Below are 14,898 nucleotides of genomic sequence, written 5' to 3' on the forward strand. Positions count from 1 at the left end.
TCATTTCCCCAGCGGCCGACCCGTCATGCCGGGCCGTCGCCTTCGATCATACGGCGACAGGCACCCGATCGGGGGGTCTGTGGCGTACTCCATCCGCCGCGGACACGCTGATCAGGCACAGGGCTCACACAAGGCACAGGAGGCGCACGAGGCGACTCAGACCTCGTCGGCCCTCTCGAACTCCCCCAGCACGTGCAGCTGCGTGGCCACGGAGTGGAAGGCGGGCAGCTCGGCCGCGGTCGCCTCCAGCTTCAGCAGCGCGTCCAGCGCTCCCGGCTCGGTGTCCACCAGGACGCCGGGCACCAGGTCGGCGAAGACCCGCACGCCGTGCACGGCGGTCACCCGCAGTCCCGCGTCCTCGACCAGCGCCGTGAGCTGCTCGGTGGTGAAGCGACGCGGCATCGGGTCGCCCTCGCCCCAGCGGCCGTCGGGGTCGGCCAGGGCGTGCCTGGCCTCGGTGAAGTGCCCGGCGAGGGCACGGGCCAGCACGGCGCCGCCCAGCCCGGCGGCGAGCACGCTGAGGACGCCGTCGGCACGCAGCGCGGCCACCGCGTTGCGCACCCCCTCCGCGGGGTCGTCCACGTATTCCAGCACCCCGTGGCACAGCACCGCGTCGTAGCCGCCGCGCTCGGCCACGTCGAACAGGCCGTGGGCGTCGCCCTGCACGCCCCGCACCCGGTCGGCGACGCCGGCCTCGGCGGCGCGCCGCTCCAGTGCGAACAGCGCGTTCGGGCTGGGGTCGACGACGGTGACCCGGTGGCCGAGGCGGGCGACGGGCACGGCGAAGTTGCCGCTGCCGCCCCCGGTGTCGAGGACGTCGAGGGTTTCCCGGCCCGTGGCCTTGACGCGGCGGTCGAGGGCGTCCTGGAGGACCTCCCAGACCACGGCGGTACGGAGAGAGGCGCGGGGGCGCATCGGGTCCGACACGGCAGTTGACTCCTCAACGCGGCACCGCCTCTGGCACGGCGGAGCGATCGGGCTGCCTTCCCGGCCCGGGGTGCGGGAGGAGGAAGGCTTCAGGCGCTCTCCACCCTATTGCCTCCGGCGCTCCGGCCGGTCACCGCGGTGCCGTGGCGTGCCCTCATCCGGCGTTCGGCATGTCCCGCCGGCCGCCGCGCGGAGGCTCCTGGACGTCGGTGTCCTGGGACGGCTGGGACAGGGGCAGGACGGGCTGGAGCACGAGCAGCCGCTCGACGATGCGGATGAACATGGCCACGTCCCGTATCAGGTCGTCGGCGTCCCGGCGGCTGGCCGCGCCCGGGATGCCCGCCTCGGCCCGGGCGCGGCGCCGGGCCCCCGCGGCGAACAGCGCGCTCCACTCGGCGAGCTCGGGCGCGATCTCGGGGAGCACTTCCCAGGCGCTCCTGATACGGGCCCGGCGCCTCGGCGTGGGTTCCGGGCGGCCGCGGGCCGCGAGCACGGCGGCGGCGGTGCGCAGGGCGGCGAGGTGGGCCGTCGCGTACCGCTCGTTCGGGGTCTCCAGGACGGTGGCCTCGTCGAGTCCCGCCCGGGCCTGGGCGAGGAGGTCCAGGGCGGCCGGCGGGGCCGTGGCCCGGCGGAGTACGGGATGGATGTCGCTCGCCGGGCCGGTCAGTGAGGGGGCAGGGCCGGTGGCGCGGCGCCGACGGGCGGCGGCGGACGAGTGGGCCATGACGATCCTCCTGTCGTCAACATGACGGCTCGGTGGCCGTATGCGCCCATCGTGCGGTATGGCACTGACAATCCGTTCTGACCTGGTCTTTTGCTTCGATCGGGCGTTCGGGGGTAGTTTTTGTACTGACCAGTCAGTCCAAAGATGGCAGGGGGTGGGACCGGTGGACGGTCCGCAGGACGGCACCCGATCCTCCGGTGCGCGCGGGCCCGCGGCACAGGAGCCGCACGGCCTGGAGGTCACGGCCCGGGGCCTCGGGCTTCGAGGGCCCCGCGGCTGGGCGTTCCGCGGCGTCACCGTGGAGGCGGGGCCGGGCTCGCTGATCGCCGTCGAGGGGCCGTCCGGCTCGGGCCGCACCTGCCTGCTGCTGGCGCTCACGGGGCGGATGAGGCCCACGGAGGGGGTCGCCACGGTCGGCGGGTTCAAACTGCCCCGGCACATGTCCGCCCTGCGCCGCGTCAGCGCTCTGGCGAACGTGCCCGGCGTCACCGACCTCGAGCCGGCCCTCACCGTCGGCGAGCACCTGCGCGAACGGGCGCTGCTGCAGCACCGTTTCGGCGACTCCCTGCGCGGGCTGCTGCGGCCGCGCGACGAACGCCGGGCCGCGGCCCGCCGGCTCGTCGACACCGCGCTCGACGCCGCCGGCCTGGACCTCGACTCCCTGCCCAAGGGCCCGCGTACGGCCGTACGCGATCTGGAGCGCCTGGAGGAGCTGCGGCTGTCGGTGGCGCTGGCGCTGGTCGGGCGGCCCCGGCTGCTGGCCGTGGACGACGTCGACCTGAAGCTCTCGCCCGCCGAGCGGGACCGGGTGTGGGAGCTGCTGCGTTCGCTCACCGAGGCCGGCACGACCGTCGTCGCGGTGTGCAGCGAGGCGCCCGAGGATGCGGTGGTCGTCCCGACCGGAGCGGCGGCCTCAGCGCCTGGCGCGGCACCCGGCGCGGCACCCGCGCGGAAAGCCGAGGAACCCGGCCGGAAAGCCGGCCGGGAAACCGGCGGCGAAGCCGATGACGGAACCGACGACGAAGCCGCCGGAGAAACCGAAAAAGCCGAAGAAACCGAAGAAACCGAAAAAGCTGGAGAAGCCGGGGAAGCGGAAGAGGCCGGCGACGAGGTGAAGGAGGCGGCGGCCGATGCGTTCGCCGAGACTGGCCGCTCTTGAGCTGCGGCGCTTCGGCCGCGGGAGGCTGCCGCGCGCCGCCCTGGTGGCGCTGCTGGTGCTGCCGCTGCTGTACGGCGCGCTGTACCTGTGGTCCTTCTGGGACCCCTACGGCCACCTGGACAGGATTCCCGTCGCGCTCGTCGACGAGGACCGGGGCGCCACCGCCGGCGGCAGGAGGATCACGGCCGGTGACGACCTCACCGAGGAACTGCTGAAGAGCAGGGTCTTCGACTGGCACCGGGTGAGCGCCGCCGAGGCCCGGCGGGGCGTCGAGGACGGCACGTACTACCTGTCGCTGACCGTGCCCGCCGACTTCAGCCGGCGGATCGCCTCCAGCGCGGGCGCCTCCCCGGAGACGAGCGCGCTGCAGGTGCGCACGAACGACGCCAACAACTACATCGTCGGGCAGATCTCCCGGACGGTCTTCAAAGAGGTGCGCACCGCCGCGTCCACCAAGGCCTCCCGTTCCTTCCTGGACCGGATCTTCATCTCGTTCTCCACCATCCACGACCGGACCGTGCAGGCCGCCAAGGGCGCCGACCGGCTCAGGGGCGGCATCGGGAAGGCGGAGAAGGGCTCGCAGGACCTCGCGGACGGGCTGACCGAGGCCAAGAAGGGCAGCGGCAAGCTGGCCGGGGGCCTGAAGAAGCTCGACTCGGGCTCGGGCGACCTGGCGGACGGCGCGCGGCAGGTCGCCGACGGCACCCAGACGCTCGCCGACACGGTGAACGGCACCGCCACGAAGGTGCGCCCGTTCCTGCAGGGCAACGAGAAGACCATCGGCGACACGGCCCGGCTGGTCGCCGACTCCGCCGGGGTGATCCGCCGCAACCTCGGCACGCTCGTCAGGACCGCGCCCGCCGCCGCCAGGGCCGCCCACGCCGCCTCCGACACCCTGGACGAGGTCTACCGCGCGCGGTGCACGCAGCAGGCGCTGCCCGACGCCGCCTGCGCCGACCTGAAGAAGGCCCGGCAGGCCGCCGCCGACGTGGCGGGGATCGCCGACGACCTCGACACCCTGGTCGCCGACCAGAACGGCGACCTGAAGACGCTCGACAAGAACCTCGCCACGCTGCAGACGCAGGCCCGGGCGCTCGCCGACCGCGCCCCGCACCTGACCGAGGACCTCGACGACGCCGTCAAGAGGATCAACAAGCTGAACGCGGGCGCCGGGCGGGTCGCCGCGGGCGCCCGGAAGCTGCACACCGGCATCGGCACGGCCCGTACCGGCGCGACCGGCCTCGACAAGGGCCTCGGCAGGCTGGAGGCGGGCGCCGACGAGCTGCACGGCGGGATGTACAAGCTGGCCGACGGCTCCGGCAGGCTGGCCGGCGGCCTGCACGACGGCGCCCGGCGGGTACCCGACTACGGCAAGCAGGACCGCGACCGGCACACCCGGGTCATGGCGGACCCGGTGCAGCTCGCCTCCCGGGACCTGCACGACGCGCCCAACTACGGCACCGGGTTCGCCCCGTACTTCATCCCGCTGTCGCTGTGGGTGGGTGCCATGGTGGCGTACATGCTGATCCCGCCGCTGAACCGGCGCGCGCTGGCCGTGGGCGCCTCCGCGGGGCGGATCGCGCTGGCCGGGTGGCTGCCCGTGGTCGCGGTCGGGGTGCTGCAGGTGGCGGCCCTCATGGCGGTGCTGCACTGGGCGATCGGCCTGCACATGGCGCGGGCGGCCGGCACGGTGGGCTTCCTGTTCCTCGTCGCGGCCTGCTTCGCGGCGGTCGTGCAGTGGCTGAACGCGCGCTTCGGACCGGCCGGCCGGATCCTCGTCCTGGCGCTGCTGATGCTCCAGCTGACGTCGGCGGGCGGCACCTACCCCGTGCAGACCAGCCCGGGTTTCTTCCACGCGATCCACCCCTTCCTGCCGATGAGTTACGTCGTCCAGGCGCTGCGCCGGCTGATCACGGGCGGGGGCCTGGGGCCGGTGTGGCAGGCCTGCGCGGTGCTGGCGGCGTTCACCGCGGGCGCCCTCGTACTGACCGCGCTGGCGGCCCGCCGCCGCGAGGTGTGGACGCTCGAGCGCCTGCATCCCGAGCTGAGTCTGTGACCGCGCGGGGGCCGTTCCTGTGACAATCGGGGCCATGAACAGCAGCAGCGCCGCGCCGGGCGGCAGTGCCCGCCGCGAGGCCACCCGGCAGAAGCTCTACGAGGCGGCCGTCACGCTCATCGCCGAGCAGGGGTTCTCCGCCACCACGGTGGACGAGATCGCCGAGCGGGCCGGGGTCGCGAAGGGCACGGTGTACTACAACTTCGCGAGCAAGTCGGTCCTCTTCGAGGAACTGCTGCGGCACGGGGTGGGCCTTCTGACCGCCTCTCTGCGGGAGGCGGCCGACCGGACGGCCCGCGCGGGCGGCAGCAAGGGGGACGCCCTGGACGCGATGATCCGCGCCGGGCTGGAGTTCATCGCCCGCTACCCGGCCTTCACCCAGCTGTACGTGGCCGAGCTGTGGCGCACCAACCGCGCCTGGCAGTCGACCCTCATGGTGGTGCGGCAGGAGGTCGTCGCCGTCATCGAGGGTGTGCTGCGCGAGGGCGTGGCCAGCGGCGAGTTCGGCGACGAGACGGACATCCCGCTGACGGCGGCCGCCCTGGTCGGCATGGTGCTGGTGGCCGCCCTGGACTGGCAGGCCTTCCAGCCGGAGCGGTCCCTGGACGACGTGCACGCGGCCCTGTCCCGGCTGCTGCAGGGACGGGTGGGCGGCCACCGGGCCGCGCGGGCGGGCTGAGGCCGCCGCGCGAGCAGGCCGGGGTCGCCGCGCGAGCAGGCTGAGGCCGGCGCGCGGGCGGACCGGGGTCTTCGGGCCCGCGCGTGAAGGCGCCGGTGCGCATGGCCGCGTCCCCCGCGGGCCTGCGCACCGGCGCCTTCCGGCACCCCCCTGGTACATCCCGGCGGCCTCCCCCGGCCTCCGGGTCCCCCTGCCCCCGTGCTCCCCCGTTTCCCCGCTCCCCCTGTGTTCTCCCGGGCGCACCCGATGGCGGTCGTTCCTCCGGGCCCCCGGGTCTCCGGGCCCCGTGCCCGTTCCCCCGTATCCCCGTATCTCGCTTCCGCCGGCGTGGGCCGACGGAAGGAGCGGTCCGGGACGACGCCGTTCCGCCGCCCCGTGTCGGCGGTGCCGGCGCCGTGCCCCTTTCCGTGCCTCCACTCTGTCGTCCGCGCAGGTCGTCCCCCATCCGCGCACGTACTCATCTCCTCGCCTAGGTACGGCTACTCAGCCCTGGGCGCTCATCCCCACGGCGCGGCGCCACCGGCCGGGGCCGCGGTCGCGGACGCGTCCGCTCTCCCCCGGGACTCCCTCGGTGCTCGCCGGCGGCCGCCGGGCCGACGGTGGCGCCGGTGGCGGCGGATAAAGTCGCAGGCATGGCACGGATTGCGGTGATCGGCGCCGGGATGGGCGCGATGGCGGCCGCCGCCCGGCTGGCCGTCGCGGGCCACCGGGTGACGGTGTACGAGCGGACGGAGACGTACGGCGGCGCGCTGCGCCGCTTCGAGCGCGACGGCTTCGCCTTCGACACCGGACCGGGGCTGCTGCCGCTGCCCGCGGTCTGGCGCGACCTGTTCGTCAAGACCGGCAAGGAGCCGCTGGAGGAGTGCGTCGACCTGGTGGAGGTCGATCCGGCGGCGCGGCACGTCTTCGCCGACGGCACCGTGCTCGACCTGCCGAACGCCTCGCGCGCGGGTGTCGTCGCGGCCCTGGAGGGGGCCCTCGGCGCCGGGGCCGGGGAGCGCTGGGGCGAGTTCCTGCTGCGCGCCCGGGACACCTGGGACCGCACCCGCCGCCCGCTGCTGGAGGAGCCGCTGTGGCCGAACTGGCAGGTGCTGGCCGAGCGCGAGCCCTATCCCGCGCTCGCCCGCAGGCGCCTGCTGCGCACCCGCCGGGCCGCCACGCTCGCCGAGGTCGGCGCCTGGGAGCTGCGCGACCCGCGCCTGGCGGCCCTGCTGGAGAGTCACGCCCTGGCCCACGGCCTGGACCCGCGGACCGCTCCGGCCAACGCGGCCGTGCTGGCCTACATGGAGCACGCCTTCGGCACCTGGTACGTCCGCGGCGGCCTGCGCGAGCTGGCGCGCGCCGTGTACGAGCGGTGCCTGGCCCGCCGGGTCGCGTTCACCTTCAGCGCCGAGGTGACCGGCGTGGTGGACAAGGACGGCCGGGCGGCCGGGGTGGAGCTGGCCGACGGGACGGTCGTGGAGGCCGACCACGTGGTGGCGGGGGTGGATCCGGTCCGGCTGGGCGGTCTGACGGGGCATCCCCTGTACGGCGACGGTGCCGTGCGGGCCGACCCGGCGGCGCGGCGGCCCGGCCGGTTCACCGTGCTGCTGGCGCTGCGCGGCGCGCGTGAGGCCGGCGCGGCGCACCGCACGATCGTGCACGCCCCCGACCGCGACGCCGAGCTGGACTTCCTCGCCGGCCGCCGCGGGGAGCCGGCCCGGCCCACGGTGACGGTGCTGCGGCCGGACGACGCGGCGCTGCGCCCCGACGCGGCGCACGAGTCCGTCGTGGTGTCCGCGGTGGTGCCCACGACCGCCGGTTGGGGGGCGGACGGCGCCGGCGAGCGGTTCGCGGACCTCCTCGTGGCGGCCGCCGAGGCCGCGGTCCCCGGGCTGCGCGAACGCCTGATGTGGCGCGAGGTGCGCACGCCGGACCACACGGAGCGGGAGACGGGCGCCGTGGGCGGGGGCATCCCCGCTCCCGCGCTCGCCGCCGGCGGCGGCCGCTTCCTGCATCCCGCCAACAGCACGCCGCTGGCGGGGCTGTACCGGGTGGGCGGCTGGTCGCACCCCGGCGGCGGGCTGCCCCACGCGGGCATGTCGGGCGCGCTGGTGGCCGGGCTGATCGTGGAGGGGCCGGACTTCCGCGGCTCGCAGTAGGGGCTCTCGCAGCAGGGGCCCTCGCAGTAGGGGCCGGCGGCGGGCGCCGGGTCGGCTCAGAGGCGGTACCGCTCGGAAGCGGTGGTGCTCAGAAGCGGTACTGCTCGTCGAACCCGGGCTGCTGCGTCTGCCCGCTGCCCTGGTAGGGGTACGGCTGCTCCGGCGGCAGTTCGCCGCCGTACCCGCCGGTGCCGCGCTGCTGGGGCACCCAGACCCCGCCGGGCGGGGTCTCGCCGTAGCCGCCGGTGGCGTACTGCGTCTGGCCGTAGTCCTGCTGCCCGTACTGCTGCTGCCCGGCCTGCTGCCCCGCGTAGGAGGGGTCGTAGGCGGCGCCGGTGCCGGTGGCGTACGGGTCGGTGTAGCCGGCGTACTGCTGCTGACCGGAGGTGTCGTAGCCGTACTGCTGCTGGGTGTAGCCGGAGTAGTCGTAGGCGTAGGTGTGGTCGGTGCCGTGGGCGGCCGCGGCGTACTGGTCCTGCGCCGGGCCCGGGCCCTGGGCGCCGCCGTCGGCCGGGCCGCCGTAGATGCCGTAGGAGCCGGTGTCCTCGGGGACGGGCTGCGGCTGGTACACGACGGTGGTCTCGGCGGCCGTGGGGTCGAGGGGGCGGGCGGGGGTGAAGACGTCGTCGCGGTCGTCGTCGCCGTAGGCGGCCGTGTCGTTGCGGCCGTAGGCGGGGGTGTCGGCGCCGTAGGCGTCCCCGCCCGGGCCGTCCCCGGCGCCGTCCTCGGCGGCCTGCGGGTCGGACACCTCCAGGGTGGGTTCCTGGTGTGCGTCGCCGCCGCGGCGGCGGCGCTTGCTGCCGCCGGACTTGTCGGCGCCGGGGCGGCCGACGGCCCAGCCGGCGGCGAAGCCGCGGCGGAACGACAGCGTGACGTACGTCTGTCCGACCGCGAACGCGGCTGCGCCCAGTCCGATGACGACGACGGACGGGATCAGTACACCGACGACGACACCGAGGAAGCCGGCGAAGGCGAGCAGCCGCCAGCGCAGGCGTGCCTTGTACTGCAGCAGCACCTCACCGAGCAGCCACAACGCGACGATGCCGAACGCGATGTAGAGGACCGTCCAGCCCATGTACGCCCCTCTCCCAGTGGCCGCTACGCAGTGTGGCGTATTGCGGTGCGGCCGGTCTAGGCCCGCGGCGGGTGGTGCAGGCCCAGGTTCTCGTAGATTTCCAGAGTCGCCGTGGAGTTGTTCAGCGTGATGAAGTGCAGACCCGGCACTCCCTCGGCCAGCAGGCGCGCGCAGAACTCCGTGGCGAAGTCGATGCCAATGGAGCGTACCGCCGCCGGATCGTCCTTCGCCGCGAGGATCCGCTCTTTCAGGCCGTCCGGGAAGTCGGCGTTGCTCAGCTTGGGCAGCCGTTCCAGCATCTTGACGCTGGTGACCGGCATGACCTCGGGGATGATCGGGGTCGTGCAGCCCGCCGCCGCCACGCTGTCCCGGAGCCGCAGGTAGGACTCCGGGTGGAAGAACATCTGCGTGATGGCGTAGTCGGCGCCGGCCCGGCACTTGTCGACGAAGTGTGCCACGTCGGTGTCCCAGTCGGTGGAGCGCGGGTGCATCTCCGGGAAGGCCGCGACGCCTACGCAGAAGTCGCCCGCCTCCTTGATGAGGCGGACGAGTTCGGCCGCGTAGGTCAGGCCCTGCGGGTGCGGCACCCACTCCCCCATCGGGTCGCCGGGCGGGTCGCCGCGCACGGCGAGCATGTTGCGGATGCCGGCGTCGGCGTACTGGCCGACGATGTTGCGCAGCTCGGCGACCGAGTGGTTGACGGCCGTCAGGTGCGCGACCGGGGTGAGCGTGGTGTCGGCGGCGATCTGCTCGGTCGCCTTCACCGTGCCCGCGCGGGTGGAACCGCCGGCGCCGTACGTCACCGAGACGAAGTCGGGCCGGACGGCCTCGACCCTACGGAGCGCGTTCCACAGGTTCCGCTCGCCCTTCTCGGTCTTCGGCGCCCAGAACTCGAACGAGTACGTGGTCTTGCCGGTGGCGAGGATGTCGCGCACGGTGCGGGCGCGATCAGTCCTGGTGGATGCGGTTCCGAGGGCCATACCGGAAGGTTAGTCAGGGGGTGGCGGTCCCCCAACCGGAGACGGGAGAATTGGGCGATTTGTCGACTTGTTGTCCATCTATTGGACAGCGGGCCGGACGGGACGGGTCCGATGCGACGGATCCGATACGGCGGACCCGGCACGGCGGACCCGATGGGGCGGGTCCGATACGGCGGGCCCGGCACGGCGGGTCCGATGGGGCGGGTCCGCTCCGACGGGGTCACACCTGGCGCAGGCGCTTGGCGAACTCCGCCGCCGCGGCGCCCGGGTCGTCCACCTCGGTGAGCGCCCGGACCACGACGACCCGGCGGGCCCCGGCCTCCAGCACCTGGTCGAGGTTGCCCAGGTCGATGCCGCCGATCGCGAACCAGGGGCGCTCGGTGCCGAGCGAGGCGGCGTAGCGGACCAGGCCCAGGCCGGGGGCGGGGCGGCCGGGCTTGGTCGGGGTGGGCCAGCAGGGGCCGGTGCAGAAGTAGTCGACGCCGTCCTGGACGGCGGCCGCGGCCGCCTCGGACTCGGTGTGGGTGGAGCGGCCGATCAGGACGCCGTCGCCCAGGATGGCGCGGGCCGCCGGGACCGGCAGGTCGCCCTGGCCCAGGTGCAGGACGTCGGCACGGGCGGCGTGGGCCACGTCCGCGCGGTCGTTGACGGCGAGCAGCTTGCCGTGACGGGCGCAGGCGTCCGCGAAGACCCGCAGGTGCTCCAGTTCCTCGGCCGCCTCCATCCCCTTGTCCCGCAACTGCACGACGTCGACCCCGCCGGCCAGGACCGCGTCCAGGAACTCCGGCAGGTCGCCCTGGCGCTTGCGGGCGTCCGTGCACAGGTACAGCCGCGCCTCGGCGAGCCGGGCGCGGGCGTCGGCGGGCCCGGCGGTCGGGGCGGCGGCGGGCCCGGCGATCGGGGCGGCGGCGGAGCTGTCGGGCATGGGTCCCCCGGTTCTCGGTTCTCGGGTCTCGCATTCTCGGCGGCGTCGTGGCCGGCCGGTGGCCGGCGCCGGCCGGCCCCCACGGGCCGGTGCCGGGCCGGGACGCGGCCCTCCCATGGTCGCGGACGGCACCGGGCCGCCTTCGGGCGGGGGCACGGGTGCGGCCGGTCCCGGTCCCGGTCCCGGACACGCGACCGCCCACGGCCGCGGCCCGGGACCGCAGCCTGCTGCCTGCGGGGGGTCGGCTCGCGGCCGTGTTCGGTGTTCGGTGGCGTGCTCGGTGGCCGCGCTCAGCGGTCTCGCTCAGACGGCGAGGGCCTGGGCGCGGCGCTTGACCTCCGTGCCGCGGTTCTCCCGCAGGGCCTGCGCGGGGCTGCCCGGCAGCGTGGGGTCAGGGGTGAACAGCCATTCCAGCATCTCCTCGACCGTGAAACCGTCGTCCCGCAGGAGCGTCAGGGTCCCGGAGAGGCCCTTGACGACCTTGTTTCCGTCGATGAAGTCGGCGGGGACGTGCAGTGCGCGGTTCTCCCCCCGGCGGACGGCGATGAGCTGGCCCTCCTTGACCAGCTGCCGCACGCGCGTCACTTCGACGCCGAGCCGTTCGGCGATGTCGGGGAGGGTGAGCCAGGCGGGGACGAGAGCATCGATCTTCGGGTCAATCTCGGTCACGCAACCAAGCCTGCCATCCCGCACGGACAGCCGAAAGTCCGACAGCTCCGGACGGCGGCACCCGGCACGCCCACCGCAGGCCACGGGGCGCCCTCCGGAGGGCCCGGGACGCCCGCCGGAAGCCCCGCCGCGCCCGTCCGCGGCCCGCGCCCCGTCCGCGACCGCCCCCCGCTCAGCCCGTCGTTCAGCCCGCCGTCCCCCGCTCAGCCCGCCGTCGCCGCCTTCAGCGGCCGCGCGGGATCGGCCAGCAGCCGGGGATCCATGACGGCCCCCGCCTCGATCAGCCGCCCCCCCTGTGTGAGGTCCCTCGGACGGCCCACCGCCAGGAGGGCGACCAGACGGCCGTTTCGCAGCCAGCACACCGTCCACGCGGGCCCGTCCGCGTCGCCGCGCCAGACGGTGGTGTCGGCCGACGCGTGGTGTCCGGCGTACTGCACGAAGCGGCCGAACTGCTCGGACCAGAAGTACGGCACCGGGTCGTAGACTGCCGGCGCCTCCCCGGTGGCCGCGCCGACGATGTTCGCGGCGACGGTCCGCGGGCCCTGCAGGGCGTTGTCCCAGTGGTGGATCATCAGCCGCTCGCCGTACCGCCCCGACGGGAAGGAGGCGCAGTCGCCGACCGCGTACACGTCCGGCACCGAAGTGCGCAGGTGCGCGTCGGCGGCGACCTCGCCGTGCTCCCCCAGCGTCACGCCGGAGCCGGCCAGCCAGGCGGTGGCGGGGCGGGCGCCGATGCCGACCACCACCGCGTCCGCGGGCAGCCGCGTGCCGTCGTCGAGGACGACCGTGCCGGGCTCGACGCGCTCCACGCGCGCGCGGGTGCGCAGTTCGGCACCGGCGTCGGCGTACCAGGCGGCCATCGGCGCGGCCACCTCGGCGGGCAGCGCCCCCGCCAGCGGCCGGTCGGCGGCCTCCACGACGGTCACCGCGCAGCCCGCCTCGCGCGCGGCGGTGGCGAACTCGGCGCCGATCCAGCCGGCGCCCACGACCACGACCGCGTTCCGGCGGGCCAGCACCGGGCGCAGCCGCTCGGCGTCGTCGAGGGTGCGCAGCCGGTGCACGCCGGGCACGCCCTCGGCGCCCGGCAGGCGGATCGGTTCGGCGCCGGTGGCGAGCACCAGGACGTCGTACGGCACGGGCCCGGCCTCGGTGTCCAGCACGTGCGCGCCGGGGCGTACGCCCAGCGCGGCGCAGCCGAGCCGCAGTTCGATGCCGAGCGCCTCGAAGTCGACGTCGAAGGCGGAGTCCTCGGCCTTGCCGAGCAGGACCGCCTTGGACAGCGGGGGCCGGTCGTAGGGCTGGTGGGGCTCGGCGCCGATCAGGGTGACCGTGCCGGTGAAGCCCTGCTCGCGCAGGGCGACCGCGGTCTGCACACCGGCCATGCCGGCGCCCGCGACGACCACGCGCCGCGCTCCGGACAGGCCCTGGTGCCCCGTTCCGGAGGGGCCCTCGTGCTCCGCCCCGGACGGGCCGTCGTGCTGCGTCTGCTCGCTCACCCGATCACCTTAGACACATCACCGGACACCTCGCCGCGAGCACCTGGCACACCGTCAGACGCACCGCCGGCACCGTCGGCGTCGTCAGGCGGCCGGCCCCGGCACCTGCTCGACCACGCTCGTCCCGCGGCCCGGCTGCGACTCCCACTCCCAGGTCTCCTCCAGCCGCACCCGCCCGTCGGGCAGCTCCACGACCGTCGAGACGCAGTGCCCGCTGGAGGTGGTGCCGTCGTGCTTGAGCTGGACGTACCGGAAGTCGAGCCGGTCGCCCTCCCGGGTGCCCACCAGGTAGCCCCGTACGACGTCGCCGCCGGCGTACTCGGCCCAGATCTCGCCGTCCCGCTCGTGGTAGAGGAACCGGGTGCGCGTGCCCACCTGGCCGGGCGCCTGGTCGGCGACGGGGGCGAGGACGAGGCCGTCGAGCGAGGGCATGGCGGGCGGGGCTCCCTTACCGAGGCGCGGGGACTGCGGCTAGGGTGGCCACCGTAGAGCACTCGCGGGAGCCCGGACGCACCGGGCTGAGAGGGAGGCTGGCGGCCTCCGACCGTACGAACCTGATCCGGGTCATGCCGGCGAAGGGAGGAGCTGGGTGTCATCACGTACGTGCGACGTCCTCGTCGTGGGGGGCGGCGTCATCGGCCTGGTCACGGCCTGGCGCGCGGCGCAGCGCGGGCTGTCCGCGGCGGTCGTCGACCCGGAGCCGGGCGGCGGGGCCGCGCGGGTGGCGGCCGGGATGCTGGCCGCGGTCAGCGAACTGCACCACGGCGAGCAGACCCTGCTGGGCCTCAACCTGGAGTCCGCGCGCCGCTATCCGGACTTCGTGGCCGAGCTGACCGAGGCGACCGGTCACGACACCGGTTACCGGCGCAACGGCACGCTCGCGGTCGCGCTGGACGCCGACGACCGCGCCCACCTGCGGGAACTGCACGCCCTGCAGCAGCGGTCCGGCCTGCGGTCGGAGTGGCTGTCGGGGCGGGACTGCCGGCGCCTGGAGCCGATGCTCGCACCGGGGGTGCGCGGCGGGCTGCGGGTGGACGGCGACCACCAGATCGACCCGCGGCGGCTCGCGGCGGCGCTGGTGGTGGCGTGCGAGCGGGCGGGCGTGGCCTTCCACCGGGTGTGGGCCGAGCGGCTCACGGTGGCGCGGGAGCGGGCGTGCGGCGTCGTCACCGCCGACGGTGCCGAGGTGTCCGCCGGGCAGGTGGTGCTGGCCGCCGGCAGCCTCAGCGGGCGGCTCGCGGGCGTGCCCGACGACGTGCTGCCGCCGGTGCGGCCCGTCAAGGGGCAGGTGGTGCGGCTGACCATGCCGAAGCGGTACGCGCCGTTCCTGCACCGCACCGTGCGCGCCGTGGTGCGCGGCAGCAGCGTCTACCTGGTGCCGCGGGAGAACGGCGAGCTGGTCGTCGGCGCCACCAGCGAGGAGCTGGGCTGGGACACCACGGTCACCGCGGGCGGGGTGTACGCGCTGCTGCGCGACGCGCACGAACTCGTCCCCGGCATCACCGAGCTGCCGTTGACGGAGACCCGCGCGGGTCTGCGCCCCGGCTCCCCCGACAACGCGCCGCTGCTGGGCCCGACGGCCCTGGCGGGCCTGCTGCTGGCCACCGGGCACTACCGCAACGGCGTCCTGCTCACCCCGGTCACCGGCGACGTCATGGCGGACGTGCTGACGACCGGCCAACTGCCCGAGATGGCACGTCTGTTCACCCCGCAGCGGTTCACCCCCGCGCAGCCCGCCGGCACCGCACGCCCCGCCAGTGCCACGCAGCCCGCCGGCACCGCACGCCCCGCCAGTGCCACGCAGCCCGCCGACACCGCGCGCCCCGCCGGTACCGCCGGCGCCGCCGCCCTCACGGAGCAGCCCGCATGAACATCTCCGTCAACGGAGAACCCCGGGACGTCGCTCCCGGCACGGTTCTCGACACCGTCGTCAGGTCCCTGACCGCGGCCCCCTCCGGTGTGGCCGCCGCCCTCAACGAAACCGTCGTCCCGCGCGCGCAGTGGGCGACCACCGCACTGTCCGACGGGGACCGCGTCGAGGTCCTCACCGCCGTCCAAGGAGGCTGA

Annotated in this window: 14 protein-coding genes and 1 riboswitch; of the genes, 6 read left to right on the forward strand and 8 right to left on the reverse strand. The window is 75.2% G+C overall.

The genetic code is table 11. The annotated features are described in order from the left end of the window. Window positions 1–156: 156 nt before the first annotated feature. Together IE225_RS01725 and IE225_RS01730 are read right to left on the reverse strand one after the other, a co-directional pair. Entirely contained in the window at window positions 157–927 is a 771-nt protein-coding gene (locus IE225_RS01725) for a methyltransferase (RefSeq protein ID WP_190055451.1), read from the reverse strand. A gap of 154 nt (window positions 928–1,081) precedes the next feature. Then, window positions 1,082–1,651 (reverse strand): SAV_6107 family HEPN domain-containing protein, encoded by a 570-nt coding sequence (locus tag IE225_RS01730; protein ID WP_190055452.1) that lies wholly within the window; start codon window positions 1,649–1,651, stop codon window positions 1,082–1,084. Between the two features lie 58 nt (window positions 1,652–1,709). On the opposite strand from IE225_RS01730, the gene IE225_RS01735 reads away from it, so the two are divergent. The 4 genes from IE225_RS01735 to IE225_RS01750 all read left to right on the forward strand — a co-directional run bounded on the left by IE225_RS01735 (window position 1,710) and on the right by IE225_RS01750 (window position 7,686). Further along, window positions 1,710–2,810: an ATP-binding cassette domain-containing protein gene (locus IE225_RS01735; RefSeq protein WP_190055453.1), complete on the forward strand. Its 1,101-nt coding sequence runs from the start codon at window positions 1,710–1,712 to the stop codon at window positions 2,808–2,810. Then, complete coding sequence (locus IE225_RS01740; protein ID WP_190055454.1) at window positions 2,782–4,866, forward strand: YhgE/Pip domain-containing protein; 2,085 nt, start codon at window positions 2,782–2,784, stop codon at window positions 4,864–4,866. Before IE225_RS01735 ends, IE225_RS01740 begins: the two co-directional genes overlap by 29 nt. 34 nt (window positions 4,867–4,900) lie before the next feature. After that, window positions 4,901–5,545 (forward strand): TetR/AcrR family transcriptional regulator, encoded by a 645-nt coding sequence (locus IE225_RS01745; RefSeq protein WP_190055455.1) that lies wholly within the window; start codon window positions 4,901–4,903, stop codon window positions 5,543–5,545. A gap of 632 nt (window positions 5,546–6,177) precedes the next feature. Beyond that, entirely contained in the window at window positions 6,178–7,686 is a 1,509-nt protein-coding gene (locus tag IE225_RS01750) for a phytoene desaturase family protein (RefSeq protein WP_190055456.1), read from the forward strand. An 88-nt stretch (window positions 7,687–7,774) separates the two neighbouring features. Here IE225_RS01750 and IE225_RS01755 read toward each other — a convergent pair whose 3' ends face one another. From IE225_RS01755 to IE225_RS01780, 6 genes are all read right to left on the reverse strand, one after another. Continuing rightward, window positions 7,775–8,761: an SCO2102 family sporulation regulator gene (locus IE225_RS01755; RefSeq protein WP_190055457.1), complete on the reverse strand. Its 987-nt coding sequence runs from the start codon at window positions 8,759–8,761 to the stop codon at window positions 7,775–7,777. 56 nt (window positions 8,762–8,817) lie between these two features. After that, the gene (gene metF, locus IE225_RS01760) at window positions 8,818–9,741 is read right to left on the reverse strand and encodes a methylenetetrahydrofolate reductase [NAD(P)H] (RefSeq protein ID WP_190055458.1); all 924 of its coding nucleotides are present in this window, start codon (window positions 9,739–9,741) and stop codon (window positions 8,818–8,820) included. Window positions 9,742–9,961: 220 nt separating this feature from the next. Next, window positions 9,962–10,666: a thiamine phosphate synthase gene (thiE, locus tag IE225_RS01765; RefSeq protein ID WP_229879129.1), complete on the reverse strand. Its 705-nt coding sequence runs from the start codon at window positions 10,664–10,666 to the stop codon at window positions 9,962–9,964. 303 nt (window positions 10,667–10,969) lie between these two features. Then, window positions 10,970–11,335 carry an Rv2175c family DNA-binding protein gene (locus IE225_RS01770; protein WP_190055459.1) on the reverse strand — a complete coding sequence of 122 codons (366 nt, stop codon included), beginning with the start codon at window positions 11,333–11,335 and terminating at the stop codon, window positions 10,970–10,972. Between the two features lie 203 nt (window positions 11,336–11,538). Further along, window positions 11,539–12,717 (reverse strand): NAD(P)/FAD-dependent oxidoreductase, encoded by a 1,179-nt coding sequence (locus IE225_RS01775; protein WP_229879181.1) that lies wholly within the window; start codon window positions 12,715–12,717, stop codon window positions 11,539–11,541. Between the two features lie 198 nt (window positions 12,718–12,915). Next, complete coding sequence (locus IE225_RS01780) at window positions 12,916–13,263, reverse strand: avidin-fold protein (RefSeq protein ID WP_190055460.1); 348 nt, start codon at window positions 13,261–13,263, stop codon at window positions 12,916–12,918. A gap of 54 nt (window positions 13,264–13,317) precedes the next feature. Further along, window positions 13,318–13,430: riboswitch (TPP riboswitch) on the forward strand. Between IE225_RS01780 and thiO the strand changes: the two genes are divergently transcribed. Both thiO and thiS read left to right on the forward strand, forming a co-directional pair. Next, a complete protein-coding gene (gene thiO / locus IE225_RS01785) occupies window positions 13,421–14,701 on the forward strand; it encodes a glycine oxidase ThiO (protein ID WP_190055461.1) in 1,281 nt (426 codons plus the stop codon). Its footprint overlaps the riboswitch before it by 10 nt. Continuing rightward, window positions 14,698–14,898, forward strand: a complete 201-nt coding sequence (gene thiS / locus IE225_RS01790) for a sulfur carrier protein ThiS (RefSeq protein ID WP_190055462.1) — start codon at window positions 14,698–14,700, stop codon at window positions 14,896–14,898. The genes thiO and thiS overlap by 4 nt, the downstream gene beginning before the upstream one ends.

It is taken from the genome of Streptomyces echinoruber (assembly GCF_014651135.1).
GTDB lineage: Bacteria > Actinomycetota > Actinomycetes > Streptomycetales > Streptomycetaceae > Streptomyces > Streptomyces echinoruber.

Bases quoted from the DNA above. Each gene is read 5' to 3' on its own strand.
- thiS (WP_190055462.1), top strand. From the start codon at position 14,698: ATGAACATCTCCGTCAACGGAGAACCCCGGGACGTCGCTCCCGGCACG.
- IE225_RS01755 (WP_190055457.1), bottom strand. From the start codon at position 8,761: ATGGGCTGGACGGTCCTCTACATCGCGTTCGGCATCGTCGCGTTGTGG.
- IE225_RS01730 (WP_190055452.1), bottom strand. From the start codon at position 1,651: ATGGCCCACTCGTCCGCCGCCGCCCGTCGGCGCCGCGCCACCGGCCCT.
- IE225_RS01775 (WP_229879181.1), bottom strand. From the start codon at position 12,717: ATGGCCGGTGTGCAGACCGCGGTCGCCCTGCGCGAGCAGGGCTTCACC.
- IE225_RS01780 (WP_190055460.1), bottom strand. From the start codon at position 13,263: ATGCCCTCGCTCGACGGCCTCGTCCTCGCCCCCGTCGCCGACCAGGCG.
- IE225_RS01740 (WP_190055454.1), top strand. From the start codon at position 2,782: ATGCGTTCGCCGAGACTGGCCGCTCTTGAGCTGCGGCGCTTCGGCCGC.
- IE225_RS01735 (WP_190055453.1), top strand. From the start codon at position 1,710: ATGGCACTGACAATCCGTTCTGACCTGGTCTTTTGCTTCGATCGGGCG.
- metF (WP_190055458.1), bottom strand. From the start codon at position 9,741: ATGGCCCTCGGAACCGCATCCACCAGGACTGATCGCGCCCGCACCGTG.
- IE225_RS01750 (WP_190055456.1), top strand. From the start codon at position 6,178: ATGGCACGGATTGCGGTGATCGGCGCCGGGATGGGCGCGATGGCGGCC.
- IE225_RS01745 (WP_190055455.1), top strand. From the start codon at position 4,901: ATGAACAGCAGCAGCGCCGCGCCGGGCGGCAGTGCCCGCCGCGAGGCC.
- thiE (WP_229879129.1), bottom strand. From the start codon at position 10,666: ATGCCCGACAGCTCCGCCGCCGCCCCGATCGCCGGGCCCGCCGCCGCC.